We start from the raw sequence: 23,694 nt of genomic DNA, 5'->3' as shown, positions 1-23,694 counted from the left end.
AAGTGGACACCACTTATTCGGTTCGGAAACGCGACAAAACAAAGACTTAGAGCTTTCTCGGGCAGGCCCTCGCAAGGGCCTGCCTTGCTCTTCGGACCCGTTCCGGTTTGCCCCCGATAGTGGTAGACACGTCGACAACGTAACGCTGGACGTGATCGGGGCGCGCATTGGACAGGCTGGAAGCGGACAGGATGTTCGCGGCGGTCATGGAAACGGGCAGTTTCACCGCCGCTGCCGAACGGCTTGGCACCAGTTCCGGCCAAGCCTCCAAACTGGTGTCGCGGCTGGAAACCCGGTTGGGCGTACGCCTGCTCAGCCGCACGACGCGCGCCGTCTCCCCGACCGAGGCGGGGCAGGCCTATTTCGACCGGCTGCGCCCGCTCCTTGACGAATTCGACAATCTGGACGCCTCCATCCGCGATGCCTCGCACGCCCCGCGCGGGCGGCTGCGCCTCACCGCCCCGCTGACCTTCGGGACCATGGAAATCGCTCCCGCGCTCAATAAATTCGCGGGCCAATTCCCCGAAATCGAACTCGATGTCGCTTTCACCGACCGCGTGGTCAACCTCGTTGACGAGGGTTTCGACCTTGCCGTCCGGGTCGGACGTCCCTCCGATTCTTCCATGATCGCGCGCAAGCTGTGCACCGTACGCCTCGTGGTGGTCGGCGCGCCCGATTATCTCGAACGGCACGGCACTCCGGAAACTCCGGAAGATATTTCGGGGTTCGATTGCATCCTCGATGCCAATTTCAGGGAGCCGGGCCGCTGGCCGTTCCGCGCCCCCGATGGCGAGGCGCTGAGCGTTCCCGTCGCGGGCCGGATCCGCTATTCCAACGCCGAGGCCTGCCTTGAAGCGGCCAGGGCGGGGCTTGGGCTGGCGTGCCTGCCCGCCTTCATCGCCGGCGGCGCCCTGCGTGCCGGGGGCGTGAAACGCGTGCTCGAACCTTTCGAGACCGAACCCTATATGGTGCACGCGCTTTATCCCCATAGCCGCCATCTGGCCGGAAAGGTCCGGGTTCTGGTCGATTTCCTCATCGAGCACTATCGCGGCACGCCGCACTGGGAAGCTGGCTGGTAATTTCTTCCTATATGGATGAAATCATCTTCTAAGTGCCCTGATTATCATCCTTTCCGAAAAGGGTCATGTTTCTCCTCGAACGCAGCGCCATTGCGTCATCACATCAAGGAGAACCGACATGAACATTTCCATTTTCGGCACCGGCAACATGGCAAGCGGCCTCGCCGTCCTGTTCGCCAAGGCCGGGCACGCCGTCACCGTCTCATCGCGCGATGAAGCCAAGGCACAGGCCGTAGCGGCTGAACTGGGCAACGGCATCAGCGCAGCCTCGTTCATCGATGCGGCAGGCGCCGCCGAGGCGGTCGTCCTCGCCGTCCCCTATGAGGCCGCAGCCGAGGTCATCAAGGCCGCTGGCGGGCTCGAGGGCAAGATCGTCATCGACATCACCAACCCGCTGTCCGCCGATTTTTCCGGCCTGACCATCGGCCACTCGACCAGCGCGGCCGAAGAAATCCAGAAGAACGCCCCGGCGGCCAAGGTCGTGAAGGCCTTCAACACGGTCTTTGCCTCCGTACTGCAAAATGAGGGCAAGGCCGGCGGCCAGCCCGCAACCGTTTTTGTCGCAAGCGATGACGAAAACGCCCGCAATGCCGTTGCAAACCTTGCCCGCAACGCCGGGTTCAAAAGCGTCGATGCGGGCGGACTTGCCTCGGCCCGTTATCTCGAGCCGGTTGCCGGGTTCAATATCGCGCTCGGCTATGGCCTGGGCCACGGCACCGACATCGCCCCCACCTGGCAGGGCATCGCCTGAGGCTTTAGAAAAGGAAAAACGATCATGACCACCGTAACCTCGACCAACCCCGCCCGCCCTCACCTTCTGGCCGGCGTCTCCAATGCCGATCTCGCCGCCACGCTCCTGCGCGTGACGACCGGCGGGCTGTTTCTGGCCCATGCCTGGCTCAAGCTCGTGATCTACACACCCGCCGGCACGGTCGGCTTTTTCGAGAGCCTCGGCTTTCCGGGCTTTCTGGCCTATCTCGTCATCGCAGCCGAGCTTGTCGGTGGCGTGGCGCTGATCGCGGGCGTCTGGACCCGCTGGGCCGCGCTCGCCCTCGTGCCGGTATTGCTGGGCTCGATCTATGCCCCGCACGGCGCGGCAGGTTTTTACTTCGACAGCCAGGGCGGCGGCTGGGAATTTCCCGCGTTCTGGGCCATTGTGCTTATCGCCCAGGCCCTGCTCGGGGACGGCGCCTTCGCCCTCAAGCGCAATCGCGCCTGACACTTTTGCGCGGCCGCGGTATCAAAAATTGCGGCCGCATCCTTCCTGGGAGCAACCACCATGACCAATGCCACTGAATTTTTCGATATGAACGCCGCCCCGTTGCGGGTCGGCAAGGTCCGGCTCAAGGTCCGCGACCTCGAGACCGTCTCAAGCTTTTACCAGAGTGTTCTGGGACTGGCCCGGATCGGCGGGAGCGAGCAAGAGGCGATCCTGGGTACGGGCGAAAAACCCCTGCTGGTCCTTGAGGCCGACCCGGCGCTGGCCCCCGGCGACCGGCGGCAGGCCGGACTGTTCCACACCGCCTTCCTCATGCCCACCCGCGCCGATCTGGCGCACTGGGTCGCCCATGTCGCCGAAGCGCGCGTGCGGTTGCAGGGAGCATCCGACCATATCGTGAGCGAGGCCTTCTATCTCGCCGACCCCGAAGGCAACGGCATCGAGGTCTATGCCGACCGCCCCGTCGCGCGCTGGCGCGGCGCGGATGGCAACATCGCAATGACCACCGAACCGCTCGACGTGCAGGACCTGCTCGCCGCCGCCGAGGGCCCCGGCTGGGCCGGTTATCCCGAAAACGGCAGCATCGGCCACGTCCATCTGCAGGTCGGGGACACGACGGCAGCCGATGGCTTTTACCGCGACGTGCTGGGTTTCGACATCGCCGCCGATTACCCCGGCGCCAGCTTTTACGGCAGCGGCGGCTATCACCACCAGCTTGCCGGCAATATCTGGAACAGCCGGGGCGCCGCCCAACGGCCCGACAACATGGCCGGGCTCGACATGGTCGAAATCATCGCCCGCGGTCCCGCCGACATCGAAAGGATCGTCGAACGCGCCAAAGCCGCCGGGCTCGAACCGGCCACCGGCCCCGAGGGCACCACGCTCAGGGACCCGTGGGGCACCACCATAGCGCTGAGGGTCTGACAAAAGACCGCAGGGAGGCGGAAGGCGACCCGCATTGAGCCGCCCTGCCCTTGCCGGGAAATCGGCGTTCAAATGCGGCGGGTCGTCGTCTCGTCGAAAAGATGGACATTGTCCATGATCGGCTGCACGAAGATGCGTGACCCGGCGGAGATATCGACGCGCTGCCGGATATTGACGACGATCGGCGTGCTGCCCAAAGTGCCGAAGATCACCGTGTCGGACCCCGTGGGTTCGATCACGTCGGCGGTGACCGGGAGCCCGCTGTCGGCCAAGACCAGATGCTCGGGCCTGATGCCGTAGCGCACGGCCTGGATATCGCCAGCGCGCTGGCGCAGGGCGTCGGGCACCGGAAGGACGATGTCGCCGTGCTGGACGCCGTCCGGGGTCAGCCTGCCCTCGAGGATATTCATGGCCGGGCTGCCGATGAACTGGGCGACAAAGATGTTGGCTGGTGCGTCGTAAAGGTCAAGCGGCGGCCCGACCTGCTCGACCAGACCGTCCTTCATCACGACGATCTTGTCGGCCATGGTCATGGCTTCGATCTGGTCGTGGGTCACGTAGATGGTGGTCGTGCGCAGGCGCTGGTGCAGGGCCTTGATTTCGACCCGCATCTGCACGCGCAGCTTGGCATCGAGATTGGAGAGCGGTTCGTCGAACAGGAACACCTTGGGGTCGCGCACGATGGCCCGGCCCATGGCGACGCGCTGGCGCTGCCCGCCCGAAAGCTGGCGCGGATAGCGGTCGAGCAGATGCTCAAGCCCAAGCGTCGCGGCGGCGGCATTGACGCGCTGGTCGGTCTCGGCCTTGGGCGCTTTGCGCAGGGAGAGCGAAAAACCCATATTGTCGCGCACCGTCAGGTGCGGATAGAGCGCATAGCTCTGGAACACCATGGCGATGTCGCGTTCCTTGGAGGGGATGGCGTTGACCACGCGATCCCCGATGAGCACGTCGCCGGAGCTGATCTCCTCGAGCCCTGCGATCATGCGCAGCAAGGTGGACTTGCCGCATCCCGACGGCCCGATGAGGATGACGAACTCGCCATCGGCGATGTCCACATCGACGCCCTTGATCACCTGGACGGAGCCGAAGGACTTGGTGACGTTCCTGAGCGAAACGGAAGACATGGCAAACTCCGTGGCCAAGCTAGGCGATGAGATGGTGACGCAGGACCTGCTGGTCGAGACTGACGCCAAGGCCGGGCGACTGGGGCACGCGGACGTGACCCTCGACCAGTTGCGTAGAATCCCCCACCAGCGGCTGACACAGCGCGGTGCGCAGCGGATTGTCGAACACCATGCATTCAAACGTGCGGAAGCTTTCCGCCGCCGCCGCCAGATGCAGGCTCGCCGCGACGCAAATGCCGCCCGACCAGCCCACATGGGGCGCATAGGCAACGTTATGGGAAGCGGCCAGTTCGGCGATCCGCCAGGTTTCGGTAATGCCGCCCGACCGGGTGACGTCCGGCTGGATCATGCCAAGACTGCGATCGGAAAGTGAAACCAGAGCCTCGCTGGCAACGAAATCGCTTTCGCCAGCCGCGATACGGATCGGCAGGTGACGGGCCAACTGGCGGTAACCTTCCCGGTCCTCCGGCACGATCGGCTCCTCGAAGAAATCATAGCCGAGATCGGCGAGCGCCCGGCCGATCTGCATCGCCTCGGGCACGTCATAGGCCCAGTTGGCATCGACCCCGAGCAGCGCGTCGGGCGCCAACCGGCGGACCAGACGCGCCCGCGCGATGGCCTCGGGCACATCGCGGCCCAGTTTCACCTTGATCTCACGAAAACCCAGCGCGAGCACATGGGCGACTTCCGCCTCCACGGTCGCATCGTCCAGCCAGTTGATGGAGGAAGCATAGGCCCGCACGCGCTCGCGCCCCATGCCGCCCAAGAGCTTATGCACCGGCACGCCGGCCGCCTTGCCCGCAATGTCCCACAGCGCGATGTCGATGGCGGCGATGGCCTCGATGATCTGCCCGCCGGGCCGTCCGGTGAGGGTGGAGCGCATGAGCTTCCACAGGCGCCGCCGGTCCTGCGCGTCCTGACCGACAAGGCGCGGCACCAGCGCATCGGTGATGAAGCGCGCATAGCCCACAGCTCCGCGCCGTGCCAGCGCCTCCCCGATCCCGACGATGCCATCATTGGTTTCCACCTCGACCACGACGATTTCGAGCGCGTCCCAGAGCGCCTGCGAGGTCTTCTGGGCCTTGGGCAAGCGCACACGCAGCGGATGGACCCGGATTTCGCGGATGACGAGGGGATCGGAAGCGGTGGTCATCGGTCAGCTCTTGAGATGGAGGGTGACGAGGACCCGCACGGAACTGCCCTCCTCGAAATCACACGCGAGGCGCAGCCAGTTGCCGAACTGGCTGACCCGGGCAAAGGTGATGGCATCGCGTTCGGCCGGAAGATCGAAACTGGTGCCCTCGCGAACCCAGCGCATGCCGTCGGGCGAGATCTCCACATGGGCGCGGCCGGGCTTGCCGACTGCCGGCCTTAACGCCCGCACGAAGATCAGGGCGGTTTCGGCCCAGCCGGCCTCGTAAGGCTCGCTCGTTGCGGCGTCGGACCAGTCCAGATTCCGCGTCACAATCGCGGTCGTGCTCATGCGCATCAGAAATCTCCCGAAAGGCAGACCGAGTCGAGATAGAGAAAGGCACGCTTGTCGGTATCGGTCTCGGCGAAAAAGGCGATGTTGAGCATGCACCAGAGGTTCTTCATCGCCGGGATGCGAAGAGAATCGAAGCCCGAGACGTCAAAGACACGGTCGTTGCACTGGAAATGGGTGCACTGCATCGCCGCCAGGTCGAAGTCGAAGCGGAGATAGTGCCAGTTTATCTTGGTCGGAATCTCGTTGTAGCACAGGCGCTGCTCGCCGCCCTCGAGGTCCTCCCAGCCATCCGGCGCCAGATGATAATGCGAGATGGTCTTGTTGTCGGTGCCGATGGGGACGATGGGCACCGCCTGGCGCTTGAACTGCCATTTCTGGACATGCTTGCCATCGCTGGCATTGAGAAAGCGCACATGGGGCATGACGCGCTCGCTGCCCGGCCCGGCCTGATCGCTGCCCTGCAGGTCGAACAGGAAGCCGAACGAGCGGATATCGGTCTCGGACAGCCTGAGTTCGCTCGCCTCGGGCTTAAACGTCACATAGGCTTCAAGCCGGATGGGACCGGGCTGGCGGAACGTCAGCCGCTTGATCGCGACGTTCTGCGCGCCGGCCCTCGGGGGCGTTGCGATCTTGAGGACATAATCGCCATCGACCCCGCCATGCGAACCCGAGTCCCAGTTGCCGATGGTGGAAAGCATGGGCGAGCTGTGCTGGGCATAGCCGGGCAGCATGGCATCAAGGTCGTCCTCGTAATTGCCCACGAGCTGCGTCCATCCGCAAAAGCCACGGTCGAAATCGTCAAGGCAGATGATGCGGGACAACGGATCGAACCGGCTCAGGGTCGCATGGTCATGAGAGCCGATACGCGGATTGGGAGGCATGTAACAGGTCTCCTTGGTCGGATTGGTGGCCTAGCCCTTGGTCGCGCCGGCGGTGAGGCCGGCGACCAGGTGCTTTTGAGCCAGAATGACGAAGATCAGCACGGGCAGCAGTTGCAGGGTGGAGGCGGCGAACAGCACGCCCCATTCCACCCCTTCGACCGCGCCATACATTTCGGAAATCACCAGCGGCGCCGTCTTGGCGTTGGTGGTGGTGAAGATGAAGGCAAAAAGGAACTCGTTCCACGCAAAGACGATGACGAAAACGGCCACCGCCACCATGCCCTGCGCCGAGAGCGGGAAGATGACCTTGCGCAGAATTTGCAGGCGGGACGCCCCGTCGATATGGGCGGCCTCGTCCAGCTCACGCGGAATCTGATCCATGAAGGTGCGCATGACGAGCGTACCCAGCGACACAAAGAAGGTGGCGTAGAGCACGATCATCAGGATGTGCGTGTCGTTGAGGCGCAAGACGTTGACCGCCGGAAACAGCGGCAGGGTGATGACGATGGGCGGAATCAGGCGGATGAAGATGAGAAAGAAGGCGCTGAAGGCCAGCGTGGGACTGCGGAAGCGCGAATAGGCGTAGCCCGCCAGCGCGCTGGTGACAACTGCCAGCAATGTTGCGCCGATGGTGATGATGGCGCTGTTGACGAGGCCATGGAAGAAGTCGCCCCAGTTGTTCCAGAGCGTCAGGTAATTGTTGAAGGTCGGCTCGAACAGCAGGCGTGGCGGAGCGGCGAAGATATCGCGGTCGGCCTTGAACGATGAGACGACGATCATCAGGATCGGCACCAGCGACCAGACAAGCACCAGGGCCACGCAAACGGCCTTGAGCAGTTTTGTAACGGGCTTAGGCATTTGCGGCAAACATCTCCTTGTAGAGACGGCGCAGGTAGAAGACGGCAAGGCCGAGCGATGCCAGAACGAGCAGCCAGCCGGTGGCGGCGGCCTCCCCGAACGCGTTGTAGCGGAAGGCTTCGAGATAGAGGTAGACGGCCAGAACCTCGGTCTGCCGGGCCGGCCCGCCCCCTGTCATCAGCCACACTTCCGAGAACAGGCGAAAGGCAAAGATGTAGCGGAACAGCATGGCGATCAGCATGGCCGGCATCAGCAGCGGCAGGGTGATGCGCCGGAACTTCTGGAAGGCGGAGGCCCCATCGACGCCCGCCGCCTCGTAAAGATCGTTGGGAATGGCAAGGCGCGCGGCATAGAGGATGACGAAGGTAAAGGGCAGATGCAGCCAGATGCTGAGCAGCGCGATGAGGACCAGGCCGTGGAACGGGTTGATCGACCATTCGAGCGCCGGCAGGCCCAGCGCCGTGAGCAACTGGGTGGCAAAGCCCACATCGAGATCGAAAAGATAGCGCCACATCACGACGGCGCTGATTTCACTCACGGCATAGGGCGCCAGCACAGCCGCAAGCAGCAGCGGGCGCATGGGCACGCCGCTGGCGAACAGCAGGGCGACGCCCAGCCCCAGCAGCAGTTCCACATGCACCACGATCAGCACGACAAGGATCGTGTTGCCCATGGCGCGCCAGAAATAGGGGTCGCTCAGCACCTGCACGTAATTCTGCAGACCGACAAAGACCGGCGCCTGACCAAACGAGGATTCGTTAAAGCTCAGCCAGGCCACGAACAGGACCGGCACGAAGATCATGGATATGACCATGAGCTGCACCGGGCCGACCATGAACAGGGCTGGCAGGGCCGACTTGACGCGAGACTGACGACGCAGGTCCAGGCTGGACATGGCACCCCCTTGGGAAATTCGTCCGGCTGAGCCGGTGACTTGTAGTAAAATTAAACTATCAACTCTGTCAACGCGCAAATCTGGTTGATTTTCGCCAGATTATGTAATTATGCTACGAATGTCACCCAGGGAGCAGCGCGCGCAAGGCCAAAGCCATTGCGCCGCGCAACAAGGAGAACCTCAATGCGTATATCGAGACGACATTTTCTTGCCGGTACGGCGGCAGGCTGCGCGCTGCCCATGTTCGGCGGCATCAGCTTTGCCCAGGGCGCGGACCTCAACGTCTTCGCCCACCGGGTCATGCAGAACGTATCGCTGGGCTCGGTCGGCGGGGATGTGACCGCCCCGTTCACGGCGGCCACGGGCAGCGCGGTCAACTGGGTCACCTTTGAAACAGGCCCCTTGCACGATCGCGTCTTCCGCGAGGCATCGCTCGGCCAGTCGACGGTCGATGTCGCTTTCCTGCTCAACACCTACGCCACGCCGCGCGTGACCACGCTGTTCGAGCCGCTGGACGCCTATCTCGAAAGCGATCCGGTGGAAGATTTCGACGACATCTTCCCCGGTCTGGTGGACGCAATGACCTTTGATGGCCAGCTCTTTGCCGTGCCGTTCCGGCACGCCTCGACGGGCCTCCACTACAACGAGGCGATCTTTGAGGAGAACGGCGTCGATGCGCCGCCCCAGACCATCGAAGAGTTCATCGATATCGCCAAGCGCTGCACCGGCACGCGCCCCGACGGCACCCCCGCCGTGGGCTTCATCCTGCCGGGCGTCGCTTATCCGGAGGTCATCGCCTTTGCGCGCGCATGGGACGCCGATTTCATCACGCAGGACTTCAGGGTGGTCGCCAATTCGCCGGCCATGATCAAGGCGCTCACCGCCATCAAGGAACTCTATGACGCCGGCGCGGTGCCGCGGAATCTGGTCGGCATGAAGGCCGAGGACGCCAACACCTGGATGCAGACCGGCCGCGCCGCCATGGCCATGAGCTCGATGAGCCGCAACGGCCTTTATAACGATCCGGAAAAGTCGCAGACCGCCGGGCAGATCAAGACCACCTATTTCCCGGTGGCCGAGGAACTGCTGGGCAAATACGAGGTCGCCCCGGCCAAGGTCGAGTTCTGGAGCATGGCCATCCCCAAGAACAGCCAGAACAAGGAGCTGGCCTGGCAGTTCATCAAGGCCATGTCCTCCAAGGAAGCAACGGTGGCCGCAGCGCTCAACGGCAACGGTCCGATCCGCAACTCGACCTATGACGATGCGCGCATCGTCGAGGCCCTGCCCTATGCCGAAGCCGAGCGGCAGGTGCTGGCCGTATCGCGGGTGCCGCTGCCGGCCTTCGACGAGGCCGCCCGCGCCGCGGACTATTTCAAGGAAGAAGCCGAAACAGTGGTGCTCGGCATGAAGACGCCCGAGCAGGCGATGAACGATCTGGTCGCCCGGGTCGAACCCTTGCTGCCAACGGCCTGATCCACAAAAAAGGGGGGCGAAAGCCTCCCTTTTTCATATGCTGAGCAATTGATCCGGCGTCGCGGGCTCGGCCAGATGCAGCAGCACATCGGCCCTTGCGCAGTTAGCCGGAACCCGCCGGCACACGACGATGCCATCGGCTGGAAGATGCAGCACTTCGGGCGCGCATTCGGGGCGCTCGGCGTTCCACAGCCAGCCCGCAACCTGTCCGGCCTTGACCGTCTCGCCAAGCATCACTGCCGGCTCGAACAACCCCCTGCCCGGTGCGCGCAGGAAATGGTTGGGCCCGACGCCAAGCAGCCGGGTCGGCACGGCCTCGTCATCGGCCCGCTCCAGCATGCCCAGATGCGCAAGGACATTGCCCAGACCCTGCCGCGCCAGGGCGACGCTGGCAGCGGTTACCCCTCCCCCGCCCGCAAGTTCGGTCGCCATCGCAACGATCCCCCTGTCGAGCGCAGCCGATACGAGCGTGGCGCTGGCCTCGGGCCGGGTCATGACAATGGTATGGGGCGCACCGAATGCCGTCATCATCTCAAGCGTAAGCGATGCAAGACCTGCATCGGCGGGCAGGCGCCCGAAGGCGCAAGACAGATAATCAAGCGTCGAGCCGCCACTGTGAAAATCCAGCAGCGCATCGGCCAGAGGCAGCAACAAACGATGGATGCCCTCGGCCAGTTGCTCGGTGAGGCTGCCATCGGCGCGGCCGGGAAAGCAGCGCGCCAGATTGCCGCCATCTATGGGAGACGTGCGCCGTCCCGCTTCGGCGGCGGGCGGATTGGCCACCGGCACGAGGATGACCCGGCCGAAAAGGCGCGCCGGGTCCAACTCGCGGGCGGCGCGCAACAGGGCCATCTGCCCCTCATATTCGTCGCCATGAATGCCCGCCGTGGCAAGAAGGGTCGGCCCCGCGCCGCCCTTGACCACGATGACCGGCACGCTGAGGCGGCCATAAGCCGACCGGTCATGCGAATGGGGGATGAAGAGCTCTCCGAAATGCCGCCCCGGACGGTCGAGCTCCACTGCCAGCCGGGCCGGTCCCGATCGCGCGGTCCCGGTCAAGGACGCAAATCCGTATCAAAGGATGCGGCGTGGGTAAAAAGACCCGGCGTGCCGCCCGAATGGAGGAAAACAACGCTCCTGCCGCTCAACATGCCCCCATCGCCTTCCGCGAGCAGGGCCGCCATGCCCTTGCCGGTATAGATCGGATCGAGCACCAGCCCCGCCAGCCGCCCCGCCAGCCGCACGGCCTCAATGCTCTCCGGCGAGGGTATGCCGTAGCCCGGCCCGATCCTGTCGTCGATAATATCGAAATCCTGATCGGCAAGGCGCGTGGAAAAGCCCAGGTCCGCCGCCGCCTCATTGGTTGTGTCCAATATCCATTGCCGCAGCCGCGCTTCGGGCTGCTGGGCGCTGACGCCGACAACGCGTGTGGTGGCGCCCAGATGCTTGAGGCCCAGTGCCAGCCCTCCGGCGGTGAGGCCCGACCCGCAAACCACTACAACGGCATCGGGCTGGTGGCCGAGCCGGGAAAAATCGTCCAGCAGTTCCGCCGCGCCCGAAACCCAGCCTGCGATGCCCAGCGTGGCGCTGCTGCCGGTCAACTGCGCGATATAGGGCTTGCGGCCAGCCTTCTCGTAGCGCCGGCCGATCTCGTCCAGTTCCGCGCGGATGGTCGGGTCCCAGGGGTCGGTCTTTTCGGTGAAGGTGACCTCGGCGCCCAAAATGCCGTCCAGCAGGAGATTGCCGACCCGCTCGGTGCCCATCTTGGCCCGCAGGTGAAGGTGGCAGCCAAGACCGAGCTTGGCCGCCGCGCCCGCCAGCGAACGGCAGAAATTGGACTGGCTCCCAGCCGTGCTGATGACCATGTCGGCGCCCTGCTCCAGCGCTTCGGCCAGGATGAAATCGATCTGCCGCAGCTTGTTGCCGCCAAGGGCATAGCCGCTCATGTCTTCGCGCTTGATATGAAGCGCGCCCAGCCCCGCATGGGCGGCCAGCCGCGGGGCGGCCTCGAGGGGCGTGGGGAAAGACGCCAGTTCGAGCCTTTTCTGCCCGGTGATCCTGTCGATCGAAACCGGGATGGAATGGGTTGAAGACATCTGATCTATCCACCGATGTTCGGGAAATCCTGGGGCGCGGCATTGCCAAGCCACAGATATGTAGATAAACTACATAAACTAACGCGTCAACGCCGGAGACACCCGCTCGCACACCTCCGGCGCCCGCGATCCCGGTCCATATGAAGGCAGATCGTCACGTCCATGCTCCCTGTCCACGACATCGAATCCCGCATCCGCGAACTCGGATATGAATTGCCCGAAGTATCTGTATCGCAAGGAAATTACGTTCCCTTCAGGATCGAGGGAAAGCTGCTCTACATATCCGGACAGCTTTGCGTGGGTCCGGACGGAAAGCTGGCAGACGCCTATCGCGGCAAGCTAGGGAGTAAAATTACCGAAACGGACGGCTATGCTGCGGCCAAGCTCTGCCTGCTGCAGATTCTGGCCCAGGCGCGCATGGCGTTGGGCTCGCTCGACCGGCTGCGATCCTGCATCCGGCTGGGCGGTTTCGTCAATGCGGAGCCCGATTTCGTCACACCGGGCGCGGCAATGAACGGCGCTTCTGATATGATCGTTGCGATCATGGGAGAGGCGGGGCGCCACAGCCGGACCACGATCGGTGTGGCGACCTTGCCATTGGGGGCCTGCATCGAGGTGGAAGCTCTCTTTGCGATCGATTGAAACGGAGGACGCCAATGCTGGAACTGGACACCCCGGACAACGGCGAGGAGCCCTTTCTCGAAGTGCTTGCCGCGCGCAAGTCGGAACTGTCGCCCTCCGAGCGGCGCGTGGCCGATTTCGTGCTGCAGGAGCCCGACAAGATCATCCGCATGTCCATCGCTTCGCTCGCCGAGACGGTGGGGGTGAGCCAGCCGACGGTCCTGCGCTTCGTGCGCGCCATGGGGCTTGCGAGCTATCCCGAACTCAAGCTGCGCACCGGACAGAGCATCGTCTCGGGCACGCCCTATGTGCATAGCAATGTGGACTCCGACGATCCGCTCGAACGGATCATCGACAAGGTGGTGGATTCCAGCATCTATACGCTGACCGCGATGCGCCGCTCCATCGATCAGGTCACGCTCGAGCGGGTGGTCGACATTCTGACCAACGCGCCCCGGATCGACTGCTACGGCACCGGCGCGGCGCGAATTCTTGCCATGGAAGCCCAGCACAAGCTGATGCGCTTCGGCATTCCCGTGGTTTCCTATGACGATACCCACCTGCAGCGGCTGGCCGCAGCCAGCCTGCGGCCGGGCGACGTGGCCTTGTGCTTTTCCCACACCGGCATGGTGCGCGATACCGAAGCCATGGCGCTCAAGGCGCGCGAATGCGGTGCAGTCGTCGTGAGCGTCACGCGGCCGGATACGGCGCTGTCGGCTGCATCCGACATCGTTCTGGCCATCGATGCCCACGAGAACACCGAAATCTATGCGCCCATGCTGTCGCGGGTGGCGCATGCGGTGCTGCTCGACATCATCACCACCGCCATAGCGCTGCGCGGCGGACCGCAAATGCACGAAAAGCTGCGGGCCGCAAAGAACAGCCTTGCCGATTTGCGCATCCAGTCCAAGGGCGCCAAAGGATAAAAACCATGACCGGTCTGCGCGTCTTCGTGGCTTCGCTCGCCACGGAAACCAATACGTTCTCGCCCATCCGGATCGACAAAAGTGCCTTTGAAGACAGCTTTTACGCCCCGCCCGGCCAGCATCCCGAAACCCCCACATTGTGCTCGGCCGCCTTTGTCGCGGCGCGCCGCCGGGCACGGACGGACGGCTTCACCCTGATCGAGGGCACGGCGACCTGGGCCGAACCGGCGGGGCTGGTTTCCAGGGCTGCTTATGAACACCTGCGCGACGAAATCCTCGATCAACTGGCGCGCGCCCTGCCGGTGCAGGTGGCCCTCTTCGGGCTGCATGGCGCGATGATGGCCGAGGGCTATGACGATTGCGAGGGCGACCTGCTGGCGCGCGCGCGGGCGATCGTCGGGCCCGATACGGTGATCGGAGTGGAGCTCGACCCCCACTGCCACCTGACGCACGCCATGATCGAAGCCAGCACGGTGATCGTGACTTTCAAGGAAGTGCCCCATAGCGACTTCGCCGAGCGGGCCGAGAACATGGTGGACCTTGCCTTGCGCGCGGCGCGTGGCGAAATCGATCCCGTCATGAGCGTGCTCGATTGCCGCGCCATCGCCAATTTTATGACCAGCCGCAGCCCGGGCCGGGAACTGGTCGACGACATGCTGGCCATGGAACAGCGCGGCGAGGTGCTGAGCGTTTCCGTGGTGCACGGGTTTCCGGCAGCGGACATGGCCGATGTCGGCACCAAGATCCTCGTCATCACCGATGGCGACCGGGACACTGGCAGGCGCATCGCCGAAACGCTCGGCCAACGGGTTCTCGGTTTCGGCGCCAATCGCATGCCCTACATGCCCGGCCCGGCCGAGGCCGTGGACATGGCGCTGGCGGCGCCACGCGGGCCCGTCGTCTTGGCGGACCGCTGGGACAATCCCGGCGGCGGCGTTGCGGGCGACAGCACCTTCCTTTTGCACGCCCTGCTCGCCCGGCCCGAGGCATCCTCGGCGCTGGGAGCCCTTTGGGATCCGGTGGCCGTCTCGTTCTGCACTGCGGCGGGCGTCGGCGCCCGTCTCGAAATGCGCCTCGGCGGCAAGGCGGCCCCCAGTTCGGGCCAGCCCGTGGATGCCGAAGTCGAGGTGACGGCGCTGACCGATGATCTCGTCGTGCCCTTTCAGGACAGCCTCGTGTCGCTCGGCGCGGCGGCGGCGGTGAGGATCGGCAATCTCGATCTGGTCCTCGCCAGCAAGCGCGCCCAGACCTTTCATCCACAGGTGTTCTCCAATATGGGCATAAACCTGACGGCCAAGCAGGTTGTGGTGGTGAAATCGGCCAGCCACTTCCACACCGCCTTCGCGCCCCTTGCAGCCGAGATCATCTACGTCAATTGCGGCGGCCCCTACCCCCCCGACCCGTCGAACATCCCCTACCGCAAGATCCGCCGCCCGATCGCCCCGCTCGATCCGGCAGAGCCCGTCTGGATGACGTGAGCGGTGGTGCCGCCTGGTGAGACAGCTTGGCGGTTTGGCTAAGGTGGATCGGGTTCGTTTTTACGCCGCCAACTGCTTCGTCATTTCCACCATAGCATAGACCTCGACAGCGACGGGAGGTGATACCGATGGGGGCGAGGCTTCCCAAACATTATCAGATCACACAAATATCCCCGATACTGTTCAATAGCCTCTATGTCTTCAAGAAGCGCGGCTCCCTTCATACGGATTCAGGCGTGAAGGGGGCCGCAACGTTTGCCGTTATCTCAGAACCTCAACGAATCCAAGCCTTTGATAGCGCGGAAACTGACACGCTAACCTGGTTGGATTGTGGCCCATTGCGGCTAGTCCCCCGAATCTGAAGTTCGGTTCATTGTTTTCTGGCAGAAGCGTTTGACCGACGAAAGGATTTCGTCGGCGGATTTGATCCATTTATAGGGTTTGGGGTTCTCGTTGTGCGCATCCATGAAGGCAGCGATATCGGCTTCCAGTTCGGCGGTAGAGCGGTGGGCACCCCGTTGCAGTTGCTTGCGCGTCAGTTCCGCGAACCCGCGCTCTACCTGATTGATCCAGCTGGCCGATGTGGGGGTGAAGTGAACATGCCAATGCGGGCGGCGCGCTAGCCAGGCCTTGATCTTCGGGTCTTGTGCGTGGCGTAGTTGTCCATCATCAGGTGCACGTCCGGTCCTTTGGGCATGGCCGCGTCGATCTTCTTGAGAAAATCCAGGAACTCGGTCGCTCGGTGGCGTTTGTAGCATTTGCCGATCACTGCCCCCGTCGCGATATCGAGCGCCCCAAACAGCGCGGTCGTGCCATGACGGATGTAGCTGTGGGTTCTGCGCGCGGCCACGCCGGTCGCCATCGGCAGCACCGGCTGCCCGCGATCCAGCGCCTGGATCTGTGATTTCTCGTCCACGCACAACACGATGGCCCGGTTCGGCGGTGACATGTAAAGGCCGACGATATCCTGCACCTTGTCAACGAACAGCGAATCGGTGGAAAGCTTGAACGTCTCTGAGCGATGCGGCTGCAGGCCAAACGCGGTCCAGATCCGGCGGATGGTGGTATGCGACAGCCCCATCGCTGCGGCCATCGAACGGATTGACCAATGGGTAGCGTCCTTCGGCGTGCTATTCAGCGTTCGCTCGATCACCTCGGCCACCCGATCACCCGATACCGTGCGGGGCCGACCGGGTCGATATTCGTCGGCCAGCCCCTCGATCCGGTCCTTCACCAACCGTCTGCGCAACTTGCCCACTGTGTGCTCATGCACCCCGAGCCGCGTGCCGACCTCCTTGCTTTGAAACCCCTCTGCACAGAGCAGGATCATCCGGCACCGGTCCGACAGTGAGCGTGCCGCCTTGTGCCGTCGAACCTGGCTTCCAGAAAGTCTCGCTCCTCGACTGAACCGCCCCGGGTTTGCCGGCAACTGTATTCAGGCTGGCTGAGCTTCTGCGCCATGCCTGGAAGGAGGGCGAGGTCAGACCAACATCACGACGGAAGCCTCCTGTCCCGCGGGGCCGGCGGCGTCCCGACCCGCTCGCGGCAGTGACGCATGAGCTCAGAGCATGGTTCGATGACGACCGCTCCCAGACGGGACGTGAACTGCTCTCCAGACTTCAAGCAGCCCACCCTGGCGAATATCCCGACAAGCTCCTTCGCACCCTTCAGCGGCGCCTGAAGGGTTGGAGAGCCGAAATCGCTACAGAGCTGGTGTTCGGAAACGCCCCAGGTGCTTCAGAAAGGATGGCCGTTGATCCGCTGCGCTACGGGGAGGCTTCGCAGATCAACGTCCACACATCAGCCCTGTCGACCCGAATTCGTCAGGAACAATCGGTTGAGGCAACGGCTCAATCATTCAGGAACATTATGGGATGAGGCAATACGAGTCTCACCTTGATTGCCGCCGCGCATCCTGTTTTGATTCCATCAAACAGGAATTGCTCTAGGCACCTCGGGGCTTACAGAAAAGACCGCCGACCCGGCAAGCCCCATCACATAAACGCGCCCGACCCGTGGGGAGGTCCTTGCAGGGCCGGGCGCGGCTGCGACGTAGTAGGGGGATGTGTCGCAGCACGGTTCACATAGCAGTAACCTTACCGATGTGTGGTCAGACGCTGTAAATGGGTTAGCGAGCGGTTAATTTCCACGTAGCTGGACGGACTCGACCGATCGGGGCTGGCCAAGTCCGTCCGAGGGCTGAGAGAGCAGGGACGAGGGACCCTCCCATCACAACATCCGTCGGCAGGGGCGGCTACCGACATACAACTACTCTCCAATAGAATAAATTGGCAGGTTGTAGGTTCGTTCCGGGGCGGGCGAACTTGTGATCTTGTGCAGGCGAAACCTGCTGCGCTATGAATCCAGCGATGATCAAACCGGCGGAAATGCTGATTGTCGAGGCACCCGAAGATTGCGGTAACGCGCCCCGCAAGCGTATTATTCGTGACTTGATCGTTGCCCTCTATGGGGGCGAGGTGTCCAAAGCGCTTAGTTATCTCAGCGAGAACGTGAACTGGCAAATGATCGGTTCGTGGGGTGCCTCAGACAAAGCCGAGGTTGGTCATCATTTAAGCCAGCAATCCAGGGTCGTTCACCTGCGGATAGGTACGATCATTACACACGGAACCGACTGCGGGATCGATGGTGAGATTACGTTTGAAGATGGGCGGCAGGCTGCCTTTTGCCACGTGTTGATATTTACTGGCGGCGCCAAGTCCGCGACCATTAAAACCGTCAGATCATACCAAATAGCTCGTGCGAATTAGGCGGGCCTGATATTGCGCTGAGCCCACCATGCCCCCTGGGGCGGCTCTTTGCCACCGCCTGGGCTGTCATCGGTTCTACGCGATCAACATCGAACACGTTCTTAGCCAATCCTGTTGCCCTCATCCTTGCCGACCACGCGGAATCGGGGAGCCACTATTTCTGCGACCTTGTTGAGCCCGTCGCGCAACGGGGTGTCGAATAGGTGGGCATAGCGCTGGGTCGTTTTGAACTGCGTATGTTCGAGGATATGGGCATGGCCAGGCTCGATGGTAGATTCCCCCGTCTCGTCGACAAACTCGCCCGCGTCCAGCTCCTGGTGCTCGACGACTGGGGCACCCATACCCTCACCGATCAGCAGCGCCTTGATCTGCTCGAACTCTTCGAAGAGCGCTACCAGCGCAGATCCACAATCATCACCGCCCAGCTTCCGGTCTCGGGATGGCATCAGATGATCGGAGAACCCACCATCGCCGACGCCATCCTCGACAGGATCATCCACAATGCGCATCGCATCGAACTCAAAGGAGACAGCATGAGACGAAAAACAAACCGAGCCGACTTGACCCCGGAAACAAACACCGAAACCATGGCCAACAACACTTAACCGCAGGACGAAGATCAACCCTGCCCAGACTGTCCGGGAATTACTGAAACCGGTGTCCGGGAATTTGCGAAATCACTGTCCCGTATTTCTGAAATCCGCACCAGCGTCCCGCACCAGACCAACAAGACCGTCTGGACCTTTCCTGAAGTCCACGGGCTGGCTGGCCAGATAAACCTTTACACCCGCAGGGATCATGCCGACCGCACAGCGCGGATCACGCGCTGCAGATGGTCTTCCCCGATATCGAGGCCAACCCGGATCACCGCGTCTTTGACCTCGATCTCGATCATCGATCTGGCCCGAGACGTGGGCACCGCGTCCGCAGCTTCATCACGTTTTTCCACCTCGCCCCGTTTGATGGCTTCGGTGCTGTCATTGGTCCTGCAATTCTCCCTAAAAGTGGGCTTTGAAAATTCCCTGGTTGGCGGCCCATCTGCTCCATTGTGCTGGGGTTAACCCCAGCACAATGGAGCCAGCCGATATCGGCCCTGTGCTCGCTGTGGCGAGGGGATGGGCTGATGATCCGACTTGGAGAACTCATGATGATTTTGGAACTGCATCGACAGGGGCTGACGATCACTGCCATTGCGCGGCGAACCGGTCGCGACCCCAAAACGGTTCGTAAATATATCGAACGTGGAATTGAAGCGCCTGTCTATGGCCCGCGCTCTGTGGGTCGGCCGAGCAAGCTGGCGCCGTTTCGGGATTTCCTGAGCGAACGCATCACGGCTTTTCCCGAGTTGAGCGCGGCGCGCCTGACCCGGGAAATTCGCGAGCTGGGCTACACCGGTGCTTATACGGCGGTGAAGCGCTATCTCGCCGCCATCCGACCCGAAGGACAGCCCAAGCCCTATGAGGTCCGCTTCGAGACGCCGCCCGGCGTGCAGGCGCAGGTGGACTTCGCTCGCTTTGTCGTGGAGTTCGCCGACGAGCCGGGCGTCAACAGGATCGTGTGGCTGTTCAGCCTGGTGCTCGGGCACTCCCGCTTTCTGTTCGCCCGCTATGTGCTGCACCAGGACCTGCAGACCCTGCTACGCTGCCACATGCAGGCATTCGACGCTCTGGGCGGCGTGCCGCTCGAGATCCTTTATGATCGTATGAAAACCGCGGTGACCGGTGAGGATGGCTCCGGGCACATCATCTACAACCGCGCCCTTCTGGCGCTGGCAACCCATTACCGCTTTCAGCCCCGCGCCTGTCGTCCCTATCGAGCCAAGACGAAGGGCAAGGTTGAGCGGCCATTCAGCTACATTCGTCAGGACTTTTTCCTGGCCCGCAGCTTCCGCAACCTCGAGGACATGAACGATCAACTGGTCGACTGGCTCGGCACCGTGGCCAATGCCCGGATCCATGGCACCACCCAGAGGATCGTCGCCGAGGCCTTCGCCGTCGAACAGCCCGAACTCCAGACCTTGCCCGAACACCCCTACGGGGCCGTTCTCAAGCTCGAGCGGCGGGTCAGCCATGACGGGCTCGTCTCGATCGGTGGAAACTATTACAGCGTTCCGGACCGAACCCGCCGGGTAGTCGAGGTCCAGCAGATGCCCGACAAGGTTCGCATCCTCGACCAGGGCAAACTGGTGGCTGAACATCGGGTGCTCGAGGGCCGCAAGCAGTATCTTATCGACCGCAGCCACCGGACCGGCGGCAGCATCAGGAGCAAGACGAGCTCGGCATCCGACATCACCTTGGGCCGCATCGGAGAACATGTTCCGGCAAGGTCGCTGGAAATCTATCAGACAATCGGGTCCCACCTGGCGCACGGAGAAAGGCCATGACGCTATCCACATCCTCCGCGCGCGTCGACAATATCCGTCACAGTCTGGTGGGCCTTAAAATGCCCCGTGCCCTGGAAATGCTCGACGCTACTCTGCGTCAGATCGAGCAGGGTCAGATCGATGGCATCGAGGCCATCGACGTTCTGCTCACCGAGGAGCTTTTCCTTCGAGAAAACCGCAGGATCAAGGCCGCTCTGCGCATGGCCCGGCTGCCGGTGGTCAAAACCATTGCAGGGTTCGACTTCTCCTTCCAGCCTTCGCTCGACCGCAACCGCATCATGGCGCTCGCGGGGCTGGACTTCATCGATCGCGCCGAGGTGGTTCATCTGCTCGGTCCACCAGGCACGGGAAAAAGCCATCTGGCCACGGCGCTGGCTGTCGAGGCCGTGCGCGCCGGCAAGAGCGTCTACTTCATACCTCTGGCCGACCTGGTCGCCATCCTGGCCAAGGCCGAGCGCGAAGGCACATTGCGCGAAAAGATCCGCTTCCTGTGTCGGTGTTCACTGCTCGTGGTCGATGAAATCGGCTATCTCCCGGTGACGCCCGGCGGCGGCAATCTGTTCTTCCAACTGGTCAATGCCAGATACGAAAAGGGCGCCATGATCCTCACCTCCAACCGCGGATTCGCCGAATGGGGTGAAGTCTTCGGCGACCCGGTCGTGGCCACGGCGCTCCTCGACCGGCTGCTCCATCATGCCGTCGTGGTTCAGATCGAAGGGTCAAGCTATCGCATGCGTCAGCACGCCAGCCTGCTTCCCGACACCATGAGAACCACCTCTCACATCACCCCTAACCCGCCGAAACGGCGCGGTCGGCCATCAGCCAAAGAGAAACACGATCAAGATCAGGGCTGATGACCCGTCCCTCTCACCGCTGCAAACCAGGGATTTTTAAACGCCCACTTTTGCGGAAACTTCGGCGCCCGTTGACAGGTGCGCCAGCCAAACAACTGCGACGGCGAAATCCCGATCTCGCGCGCAAGGGCCGACACATTGGTCCCAGGCTCCAGACAGCGTGCAACCATCTCGGCTTTGAACGCATCGGACCACCGACGTCGCTGCGCAACCGGCGCACCCTCCATCCGATCGGACACTGCCTCGATCAGATGGAAACTTCTATCCCCAGGCATAGTCGCAGACATAGAACATGACACCCATCACTAACACTGGGATGTCGATATCGCTCACAGGCAGCCGTCACCAGACGGGGTGGGCTTGGCGGTTACGAAGCGGCGGCGATTGGCGCATTGTACATCGTGCTACTAGGTGTCTTCTTCTACCGTAACCTGACCATCAAGGCGCTCTACGAGACTGCAGTGCAGACTGGAGTTTTGAGTGCGGCCGTCATGCTTTGCGTCGGCGCCGCAACGATCTTTGGCTGGCTGTTGACGTACTACGATATTTTGGGTGCCGTCAGCGCCGCGATCAACACCTTCTCGGTAAATCCGACGGCGTTCATGTTCCTTGTAGCAGCCATTTTTCTCATACTAGGCACATTCCTCGATCCGGCGCCAGCCATGCTTATCTTCGTCCCTGTCCTCAGCCCGATTGCACTGAGCCTCGGTATTGACCCGGTCAAGCTTGGTCTGTTGGTGGTCATGACACTGTCGATTGGCAAGATCACGCCGCCCTATGGGATATCGCTGATGCTGGCTTGCTCGATTGCCAAAATACCTCTCGAGCGTAGCCTTGGCTGGACCGGAGTTTTCCTGGCCGCCTATTGCATCCTGCTGTCGCTGATCATTCTAGTCTGAGCGGATCCAACAAAGTCCTCCGCGCGGCGGTCTACCTGACCCGCCGCGCAGGAGGCCGAATCGTTCTTCTCGAGAATGCGGCGAGCCGAGATCGGCGTCTATCATCACATCGCCGATAAATACCTGGATCGTTACGCCGCCGAGATGGCTTGGCGGGAAGACGCCCGCCGCATTCCAAACGGGCACCAGTTCATGCTCCTGCTTGCCTATGCGGCGTGGAGTACCTTCTCTGGCATCTGGAGGGGATACTGGCAGCGAGGTGGCAAGGTCATTGAATCCGGACGAGCCATCCTCAGGACTGATAATACTTGATTTTTATGATTTTTGTAATACTATGTATTCTCATTGTCAGGAGAAGAACGATGTCCAAACAGCAGCTTTCTGATCCCATCACCCTGCGTCTTCCCGTGGAGATTCTGGAGTCGATCGAGCGAATTGCAACGATTTCGGACCGCACCCGGAGTTGGGTGATGGTTCGTGCCATGCGCCTGTACCTCGCCGGTGAAGGACAAGAAATCCTGAACGTGGCCGAAGGTCTCGAACAGTTAGACAAGGGCGAATACGAGGACATGGACGACGTCATCGCTCAAGTCGAGCAGATCGTTCGCGGTAGCGCCGCTTGATGAAGGTTCGTCTTTCCACAAAAGCTTCCGATTACGTGCGTCAGGAAGCGGCTTATCTCAGGCAACACAGTCAAGGAGCCTCTCAGCGTTTCCTGATGGGGGTGAGGGCGGTCAAGCGCGACCTCGCAAGGTTTCCAGAAGCTGGCTTCCCCGATGAAGCCTTGCCAATTCCGGGGCTGCGTCGGCTCATACGAAACGGCTACCGCTACGATTATCGGATACTCGAGGAAGAAGTTCAGGTCGCTGAAATCTCGAGTTCGGTCAATACACCCTTATTGAACCCGTCCGACGACGAGGATTTCGATTTCGAAGATCCTCCCAAAGACGCTTTCGAGCCATAGATGACAGAGTGGGCGGGAAACCGATCACTCAGGTTTCATGTGGTTTTCCATTTCGCCGCAGTATTTCCCAATAGAGGTTCCCTCGGTTGTCGGGGGATGAATGCACCACGCCCTCCTGCTTGAGGTTGCGAAGCGCCTTACTGACCCGCCGCGTCAGTTCAGTCAGGTACTTCCGGTCCCTGGCGTCGTCGCAGCGTAGGGTAATCAGCCCGCGGGCTACATCGCGGCTGCCCATTGGCTCCTCGGCGTGTCGAAGTTCGGTCAGTATGCCGTTCGTCAACTCGCCGCGCCCGAAAACGACCTCCCGTTTCTGCCGCGGCATAGCAGCATCCAGATCGCCGCTGTATCCAAGTGCACTAAGCGTCCGGTCCAAAGCACCGATGTCGTTCTTGATCTCGGCCAGGCGATCACGGATGCGTTCCGCCTCGCAAAATAATTCGGCCCTTTTGGACAGTAACCCAGTGATTGTGTGTTGATAGGTATCGGTGGCGCCGGGTCAGGCGCGAGCTTTGGCGGCGATACAAGGCCGGCGAGTAGGAATAGGACGAAGACGCTTCAGTGCCCAGCCGGCCTGCGGGCAAGCCCCTACGCCAGGCGGGTGATCGGGCCGGAAAATCCCGGCCCGATCTGGTTCGTGGGTTATACGAGCGTCCGCCCTTCTTTCCTGGCTTTGCGCCATTCGCGACTGAAAGCGCGAACCAGTACAAACAGGACGCCTGCCACAAGGACGGGCCACATCAGGACGTATACAGTCAGAAACATGGGC

25 protein-coding genes and 3 pseudogenes are annotated in these 23,694 nt (G+C 62.3%); 16 read left to right on the top strand and 12 right to left on the bottom strand.

Annotated features, from left to right (window positions below):
• Positions 1–167 precede the first annotated feature (167 nt).
• The 4 genes from DQG18_RS14725 to DQG18_RS14710 all read left to right on the top strand — a co-directional run bounded on the left by DQG18_RS14725 (position 168) and on the right by DQG18_RS14710 (position 3,222).
• On the top strand, positions 168–1,079 hold the full coding sequence (locus DQG18_RS14725) for a LysR family transcriptional regulator (protein WP_116655005.1): 912 nt from the start codon (positions 168–170) through the stop codon (positions 1,077–1,079).
• 118 nt (positions 1,080–1,197) lie between these two features.
• Positions 1,198–1,830, top strand: coding sequence for an NADPH-dependent F420 reductase (locus tag DQG18_RS14720; RefSeq protein ID WP_116655004.1), 633 nt, complete (start codon positions 1,198–1,200; stop codon positions 1,828–1,830).
• A gap of 24 nt (positions 1,831–1,854) precedes the next feature.
• Positions 1,855–2,298 (top strand): DoxX family protein, encoded by a 444-nt coding sequence (locus DQG18_RS14715; protein WP_116655003.1) that lies wholly within the window; start codon positions 1,855–1,857, stop codon positions 2,296–2,298.
• Between the two features lie 60 nt (positions 2,299–2,358).
• Complete coding sequence (locus tag DQG18_RS14710) at positions 2,359–3,222, top strand: VOC family protein (RefSeq protein ID WP_116655002.1); 864 nt, start codon at positions 2,359–2,361, stop codon at positions 3,220–3,222.
• A 68-nt stretch (positions 3,223–3,290) separates the two neighbouring features.
• Here the strand turns inward: DQG18_RS14710 and DQG18_RS14705 are convergent, their stop codons facing one another.
• Genes DQG18_RS14705 through DQG18_RS14680 form a run of 6 tightly spaced genes read right to left on the bottom strand, consistent with a single transcriptional unit; the run spans position 3,291 to position 8,466 of the window.
• A complete protein-coding gene (locus tag DQG18_RS14705) occupies positions 3,291–4,346 on the bottom strand; it encodes an ABC transporter ATP-binding protein (protein ID WP_116655001.1) in 1,056 nt (351 codons plus the stop codon).
• A gap of 19 nt (positions 4,347–4,365) precedes the next feature.
• Entirely contained in the window at positions 4,366–5,499 is a 1,134-nt protein-coding gene (locus DQG18_RS14700; RefSeq protein ID WP_116655000.1) for a mandelate racemase/muconate lactonizing enzyme family protein, read from the bottom strand.
• Positions 5,500–5,502: 3 nt separating this feature from the next.
• Positions 5,503–5,829 carry a hypothetical protein gene (locus tag DQG18_RS14695; RefSeq protein ID WP_245958481.1) on the bottom strand — a complete coding sequence of 109 codons (327 nt, stop codon included), beginning with the start codon at positions 5,827–5,829 and terminating at the stop codon, positions 5,503–5,505.
• Between the two features lie 5 nt (positions 5,830–5,834).
• Positions 5,835–6,713: a DUF6772 family protein gene (locus tag DQG18_RS14690; protein WP_116654999.1), complete on the bottom strand. Its 879-nt coding sequence runs from the start codon at positions 6,711–6,713 to the stop codon at positions 5,835–5,837.
• Positions 6,714–6,743: 30 nt separating this feature from the next.
• Positions 6,744–7,571, bottom strand: a complete 828-nt coding sequence (locus DQG18_RS14685) for a carbohydrate ABC transporter permease (RefSeq protein WP_116654998.1) — start codon at positions 7,569–7,571, stop codon at positions 6,744–6,746.
• Positions 7,564–8,466: a carbohydrate ABC transporter permease gene (locus DQG18_RS14680; RefSeq protein ID WP_245958480.1), complete on the bottom strand. Its 903-nt coding sequence runs from the start codon at positions 8,464–8,466 to the stop codon at positions 7,564–7,566. The genes DQG18_RS14685 and DQG18_RS14680 overlap by 8 nt, the downstream gene beginning before the upstream one ends.
• A 183-nt stretch (positions 8,467–8,649) precedes the next feature.
• Between DQG18_RS14680 and DQG18_RS14675 the strand changes: the two genes are divergently transcribed.
• On the top strand, positions 8,650–9,939 hold the full coding sequence (locus tag DQG18_RS14675; RefSeq protein WP_116654997.1) for an ABC transporter substrate-binding protein: 1,290 nt from the start codon (positions 8,650–8,652) through the stop codon (positions 9,937–9,939).
• Between the two features lie 33 nt (positions 9,940–9,972).
• Here DQG18_RS14675 and DQG18_RS14670 read toward each other — a convergent pair whose 3' ends face one another.
• Together DQG18_RS14670 and DQG18_RS14665 are read right to left on the bottom strand one after the other, a co-directional pair.
• Positions 9,973–10,998, bottom strand: coding sequence for a succinylglutamate desuccinylase/aspartoacylase family protein (locus DQG18_RS14670; RefSeq protein ID WP_116654996.1), 1,026 nt, complete (start codon positions 10,996–10,998; stop codon positions 9,973–9,975).
• Entirely contained in the window at positions 10,995–12,035 is a 1,041-nt protein-coding gene (locus DQG18_RS14665; protein ID WP_116654995.1) for a pyridoxal-phosphate dependent enzyme, read from the bottom strand. Before DQG18_RS14665 ends, DQG18_RS14670 begins: the two co-directional genes overlap by 4 nt.
• A gap of 162 nt (positions 12,036–12,197) precedes the next feature.
• Between DQG18_RS14665 and DQG18_RS14660 the strand changes: the two genes are divergently transcribed.
• From DQG18_RS14660 to DQG18_RS14650, 3 genes are read left to right on the top strand one after another with little or no spacing between them, the layout of a single operon-like run.
• The gene (locus tag DQG18_RS14660) at positions 12,198–12,677 is read left to right on the top strand and encodes a RidA family protein (RefSeq protein ID WP_116654994.1); all 480 of its coding nucleotides are present in this window, start codon (positions 12,198–12,200) and stop codon (positions 12,675–12,677) included.
• A gap of 14 nt (positions 12,678–12,691) precedes the next feature.
• Entirely contained in the window at positions 12,692–13,582 is an 891-nt protein-coding gene (locus DQG18_RS14655; RefSeq protein WP_116654993.1) for an SIS domain-containing protein, read from the top strand.
• A gap of 14 nt (positions 13,583–13,596) precedes the next feature.
• Positions 13,597–15,060 carry a M81 family metallopeptidase gene (locus DQG18_RS14650; protein ID WP_116655030.1) on the top strand — a complete coding sequence of 488 codons (1,464 nt, stop codon included), beginning with the start codon at positions 13,597–13,599 and terminating at the stop codon, positions 15,058–15,060.
• A gap of 344 nt (positions 15,061–15,404) precedes the next feature.
• On the opposite strand, the pseudogene DQG18_RS14645 reads toward DQG18_RS14650, so the two are convergent.
• Positions 15,405–16,521: pseudogene (locus DQG18_RS14645) on the bottom strand (IS630 family transposase).
• 908 nt (positions 16,522–17,429) lie between these two features.
• Here DQG18_RS14645 and DQG18_RS14635 point away from each other — a divergent pair.
• The 4 genes and pseudogenes from DQG18_RS14635 to istB all read left to right on the top strand — a co-directional run bounded on the left by DQG18_RS14635 (position 17,430) and on the right by istB (position 21,065).
• Positions 17,430–17,828 carry a nuclear transport factor 2 family protein gene (locus DQG18_RS14635; RefSeq protein ID WP_116654992.1) on the top strand — a complete coding sequence of 133 codons (399 nt, stop codon included), beginning with the start codon at positions 17,430–17,432 and terminating at the stop codon, positions 17,826–17,828.
• Positions 17,829–18,061: 233 nt separating this feature from the next.
• A pseudogene (locus DQG18_RS14630) lies at positions 18,062–18,433 on the top strand (ATP-binding protein); the annotation flags it as partial.
• A 518-nt stretch (positions 18,434–18,951) separates the two neighbouring features.
• The gene (gene istA, locus DQG18_RS14620; RefSeq protein WP_116654990.1) at positions 18,952–20,211 is read left to right on the top strand and encodes an IS21 family transposase; all 1,260 of its coding nucleotides are present in this window, start codon (positions 18,952–18,954) and stop codon (positions 20,209–20,211) included.
• Positions 20,208–21,065 (top strand): IS21-like element helper ATPase IstB, encoded by an 858-nt coding sequence (gene istB, locus DQG18_RS14615; protein ID WP_116654989.1) that lies wholly within the window; start codon positions 20,208–20,210, stop codon positions 21,063–21,065. Before istA ends, istB begins: the two co-directional genes overlap by 4 nt.
• On the opposite strand, the gene DQG18_RS16585 is transcribed toward istB, so the two are convergent.
• Positions 21,056–21,292, bottom strand: coding sequence for a transposase (locus DQG18_RS16585; RefSeq protein ID WP_281270423.1), 237 nt, complete (start codon positions 21,290–21,292; stop codon positions 21,056–21,058). The two genes, istB and DQG18_RS16585, sit on opposite strands and share 10 nt — an antisense overlap.
• A gap of 84 nt (positions 21,293–21,376) precedes the next feature.
• On the opposite strand from DQG18_RS16585, the gene DQG18_RS14605 reads away from it, so the two are divergent.
• From DQG18_RS14605 to DQG18_RS14590, 4 genes and pseudogenes are all read left to right on the top strand, one after another.
• Positions 21,377–21,964 (top strand): TRAP transporter large permease subunit, encoded by a 588-nt coding sequence (locus tag DQG18_RS14605; RefSeq protein ID WP_116654987.1) that lies wholly within the window; start codon positions 21,377–21,379, stop codon positions 21,962–21,964.
• A gap of 54 nt (positions 21,965–22,018) precedes the next feature.
• A pseudogene (locus DQG18_RS16775) lies at positions 22,019–22,276 on the top strand (transposase); the annotation flags it as partial.
• Between the two features lie 50 nt (positions 22,277–22,326).
• Complete coding sequence (locus DQG18_RS14595; protein ID WP_116655029.1) at positions 22,327–22,587, top strand: CopG family ribbon-helix-helix protein; 261 nt, start codon at positions 22,327–22,329, stop codon at positions 22,585–22,587.
• Complete coding sequence (locus DQG18_RS14590; protein ID WP_116654986.1) at positions 22,587–22,928, top strand: type II toxin-antitoxin system RelE/ParE family toxin; 342 nt, start codon at positions 22,587–22,589, stop codon at positions 22,926–22,928. The genes DQG18_RS14595 and DQG18_RS14590 overlap by 1 nt, the downstream gene beginning before the upstream one ends.
• 28 nt (positions 22,929–22,956) lie before the next feature.
• On the opposite strand, the gene DQG18_RS14585 is transcribed toward DQG18_RS14590, so the two are convergent.
• Entirely contained in the window at positions 22,957–23,250 is a 294-nt protein-coding gene (locus DQG18_RS14585; RefSeq protein ID WP_245958478.1) for a hypothetical protein, read from the bottom strand.
• Positions 23,251–23,567: 317 nt separating this feature from the next.
• Positions 23,568–23,690: a putative transporter small subunit gene (locus DQG18_RS16405; RefSeq protein ID WP_281270422.1), complete on the bottom strand. Its 123-nt coding sequence runs from the start codon at positions 23,688–23,690 to the stop codon at positions 23,568–23,570.
• Positions 23,691–23,694: the final 4 nt, after the last annotated feature.

The sequence above is a fragment of the Pelagibacterium sediminicola genome (genome assembly GCF_003390885.1).
Lineage (GTDB): Bacteria > Pseudomonadota > Alphaproteobacteria > Rhizobiales > Devosiaceae > Pelagibacterium > Pelagibacterium sediminicola.
Note: the sequence above shows the minus strand (reverse complement) of the source record. Positions and strands in the feature narration are given on the sequence as shown.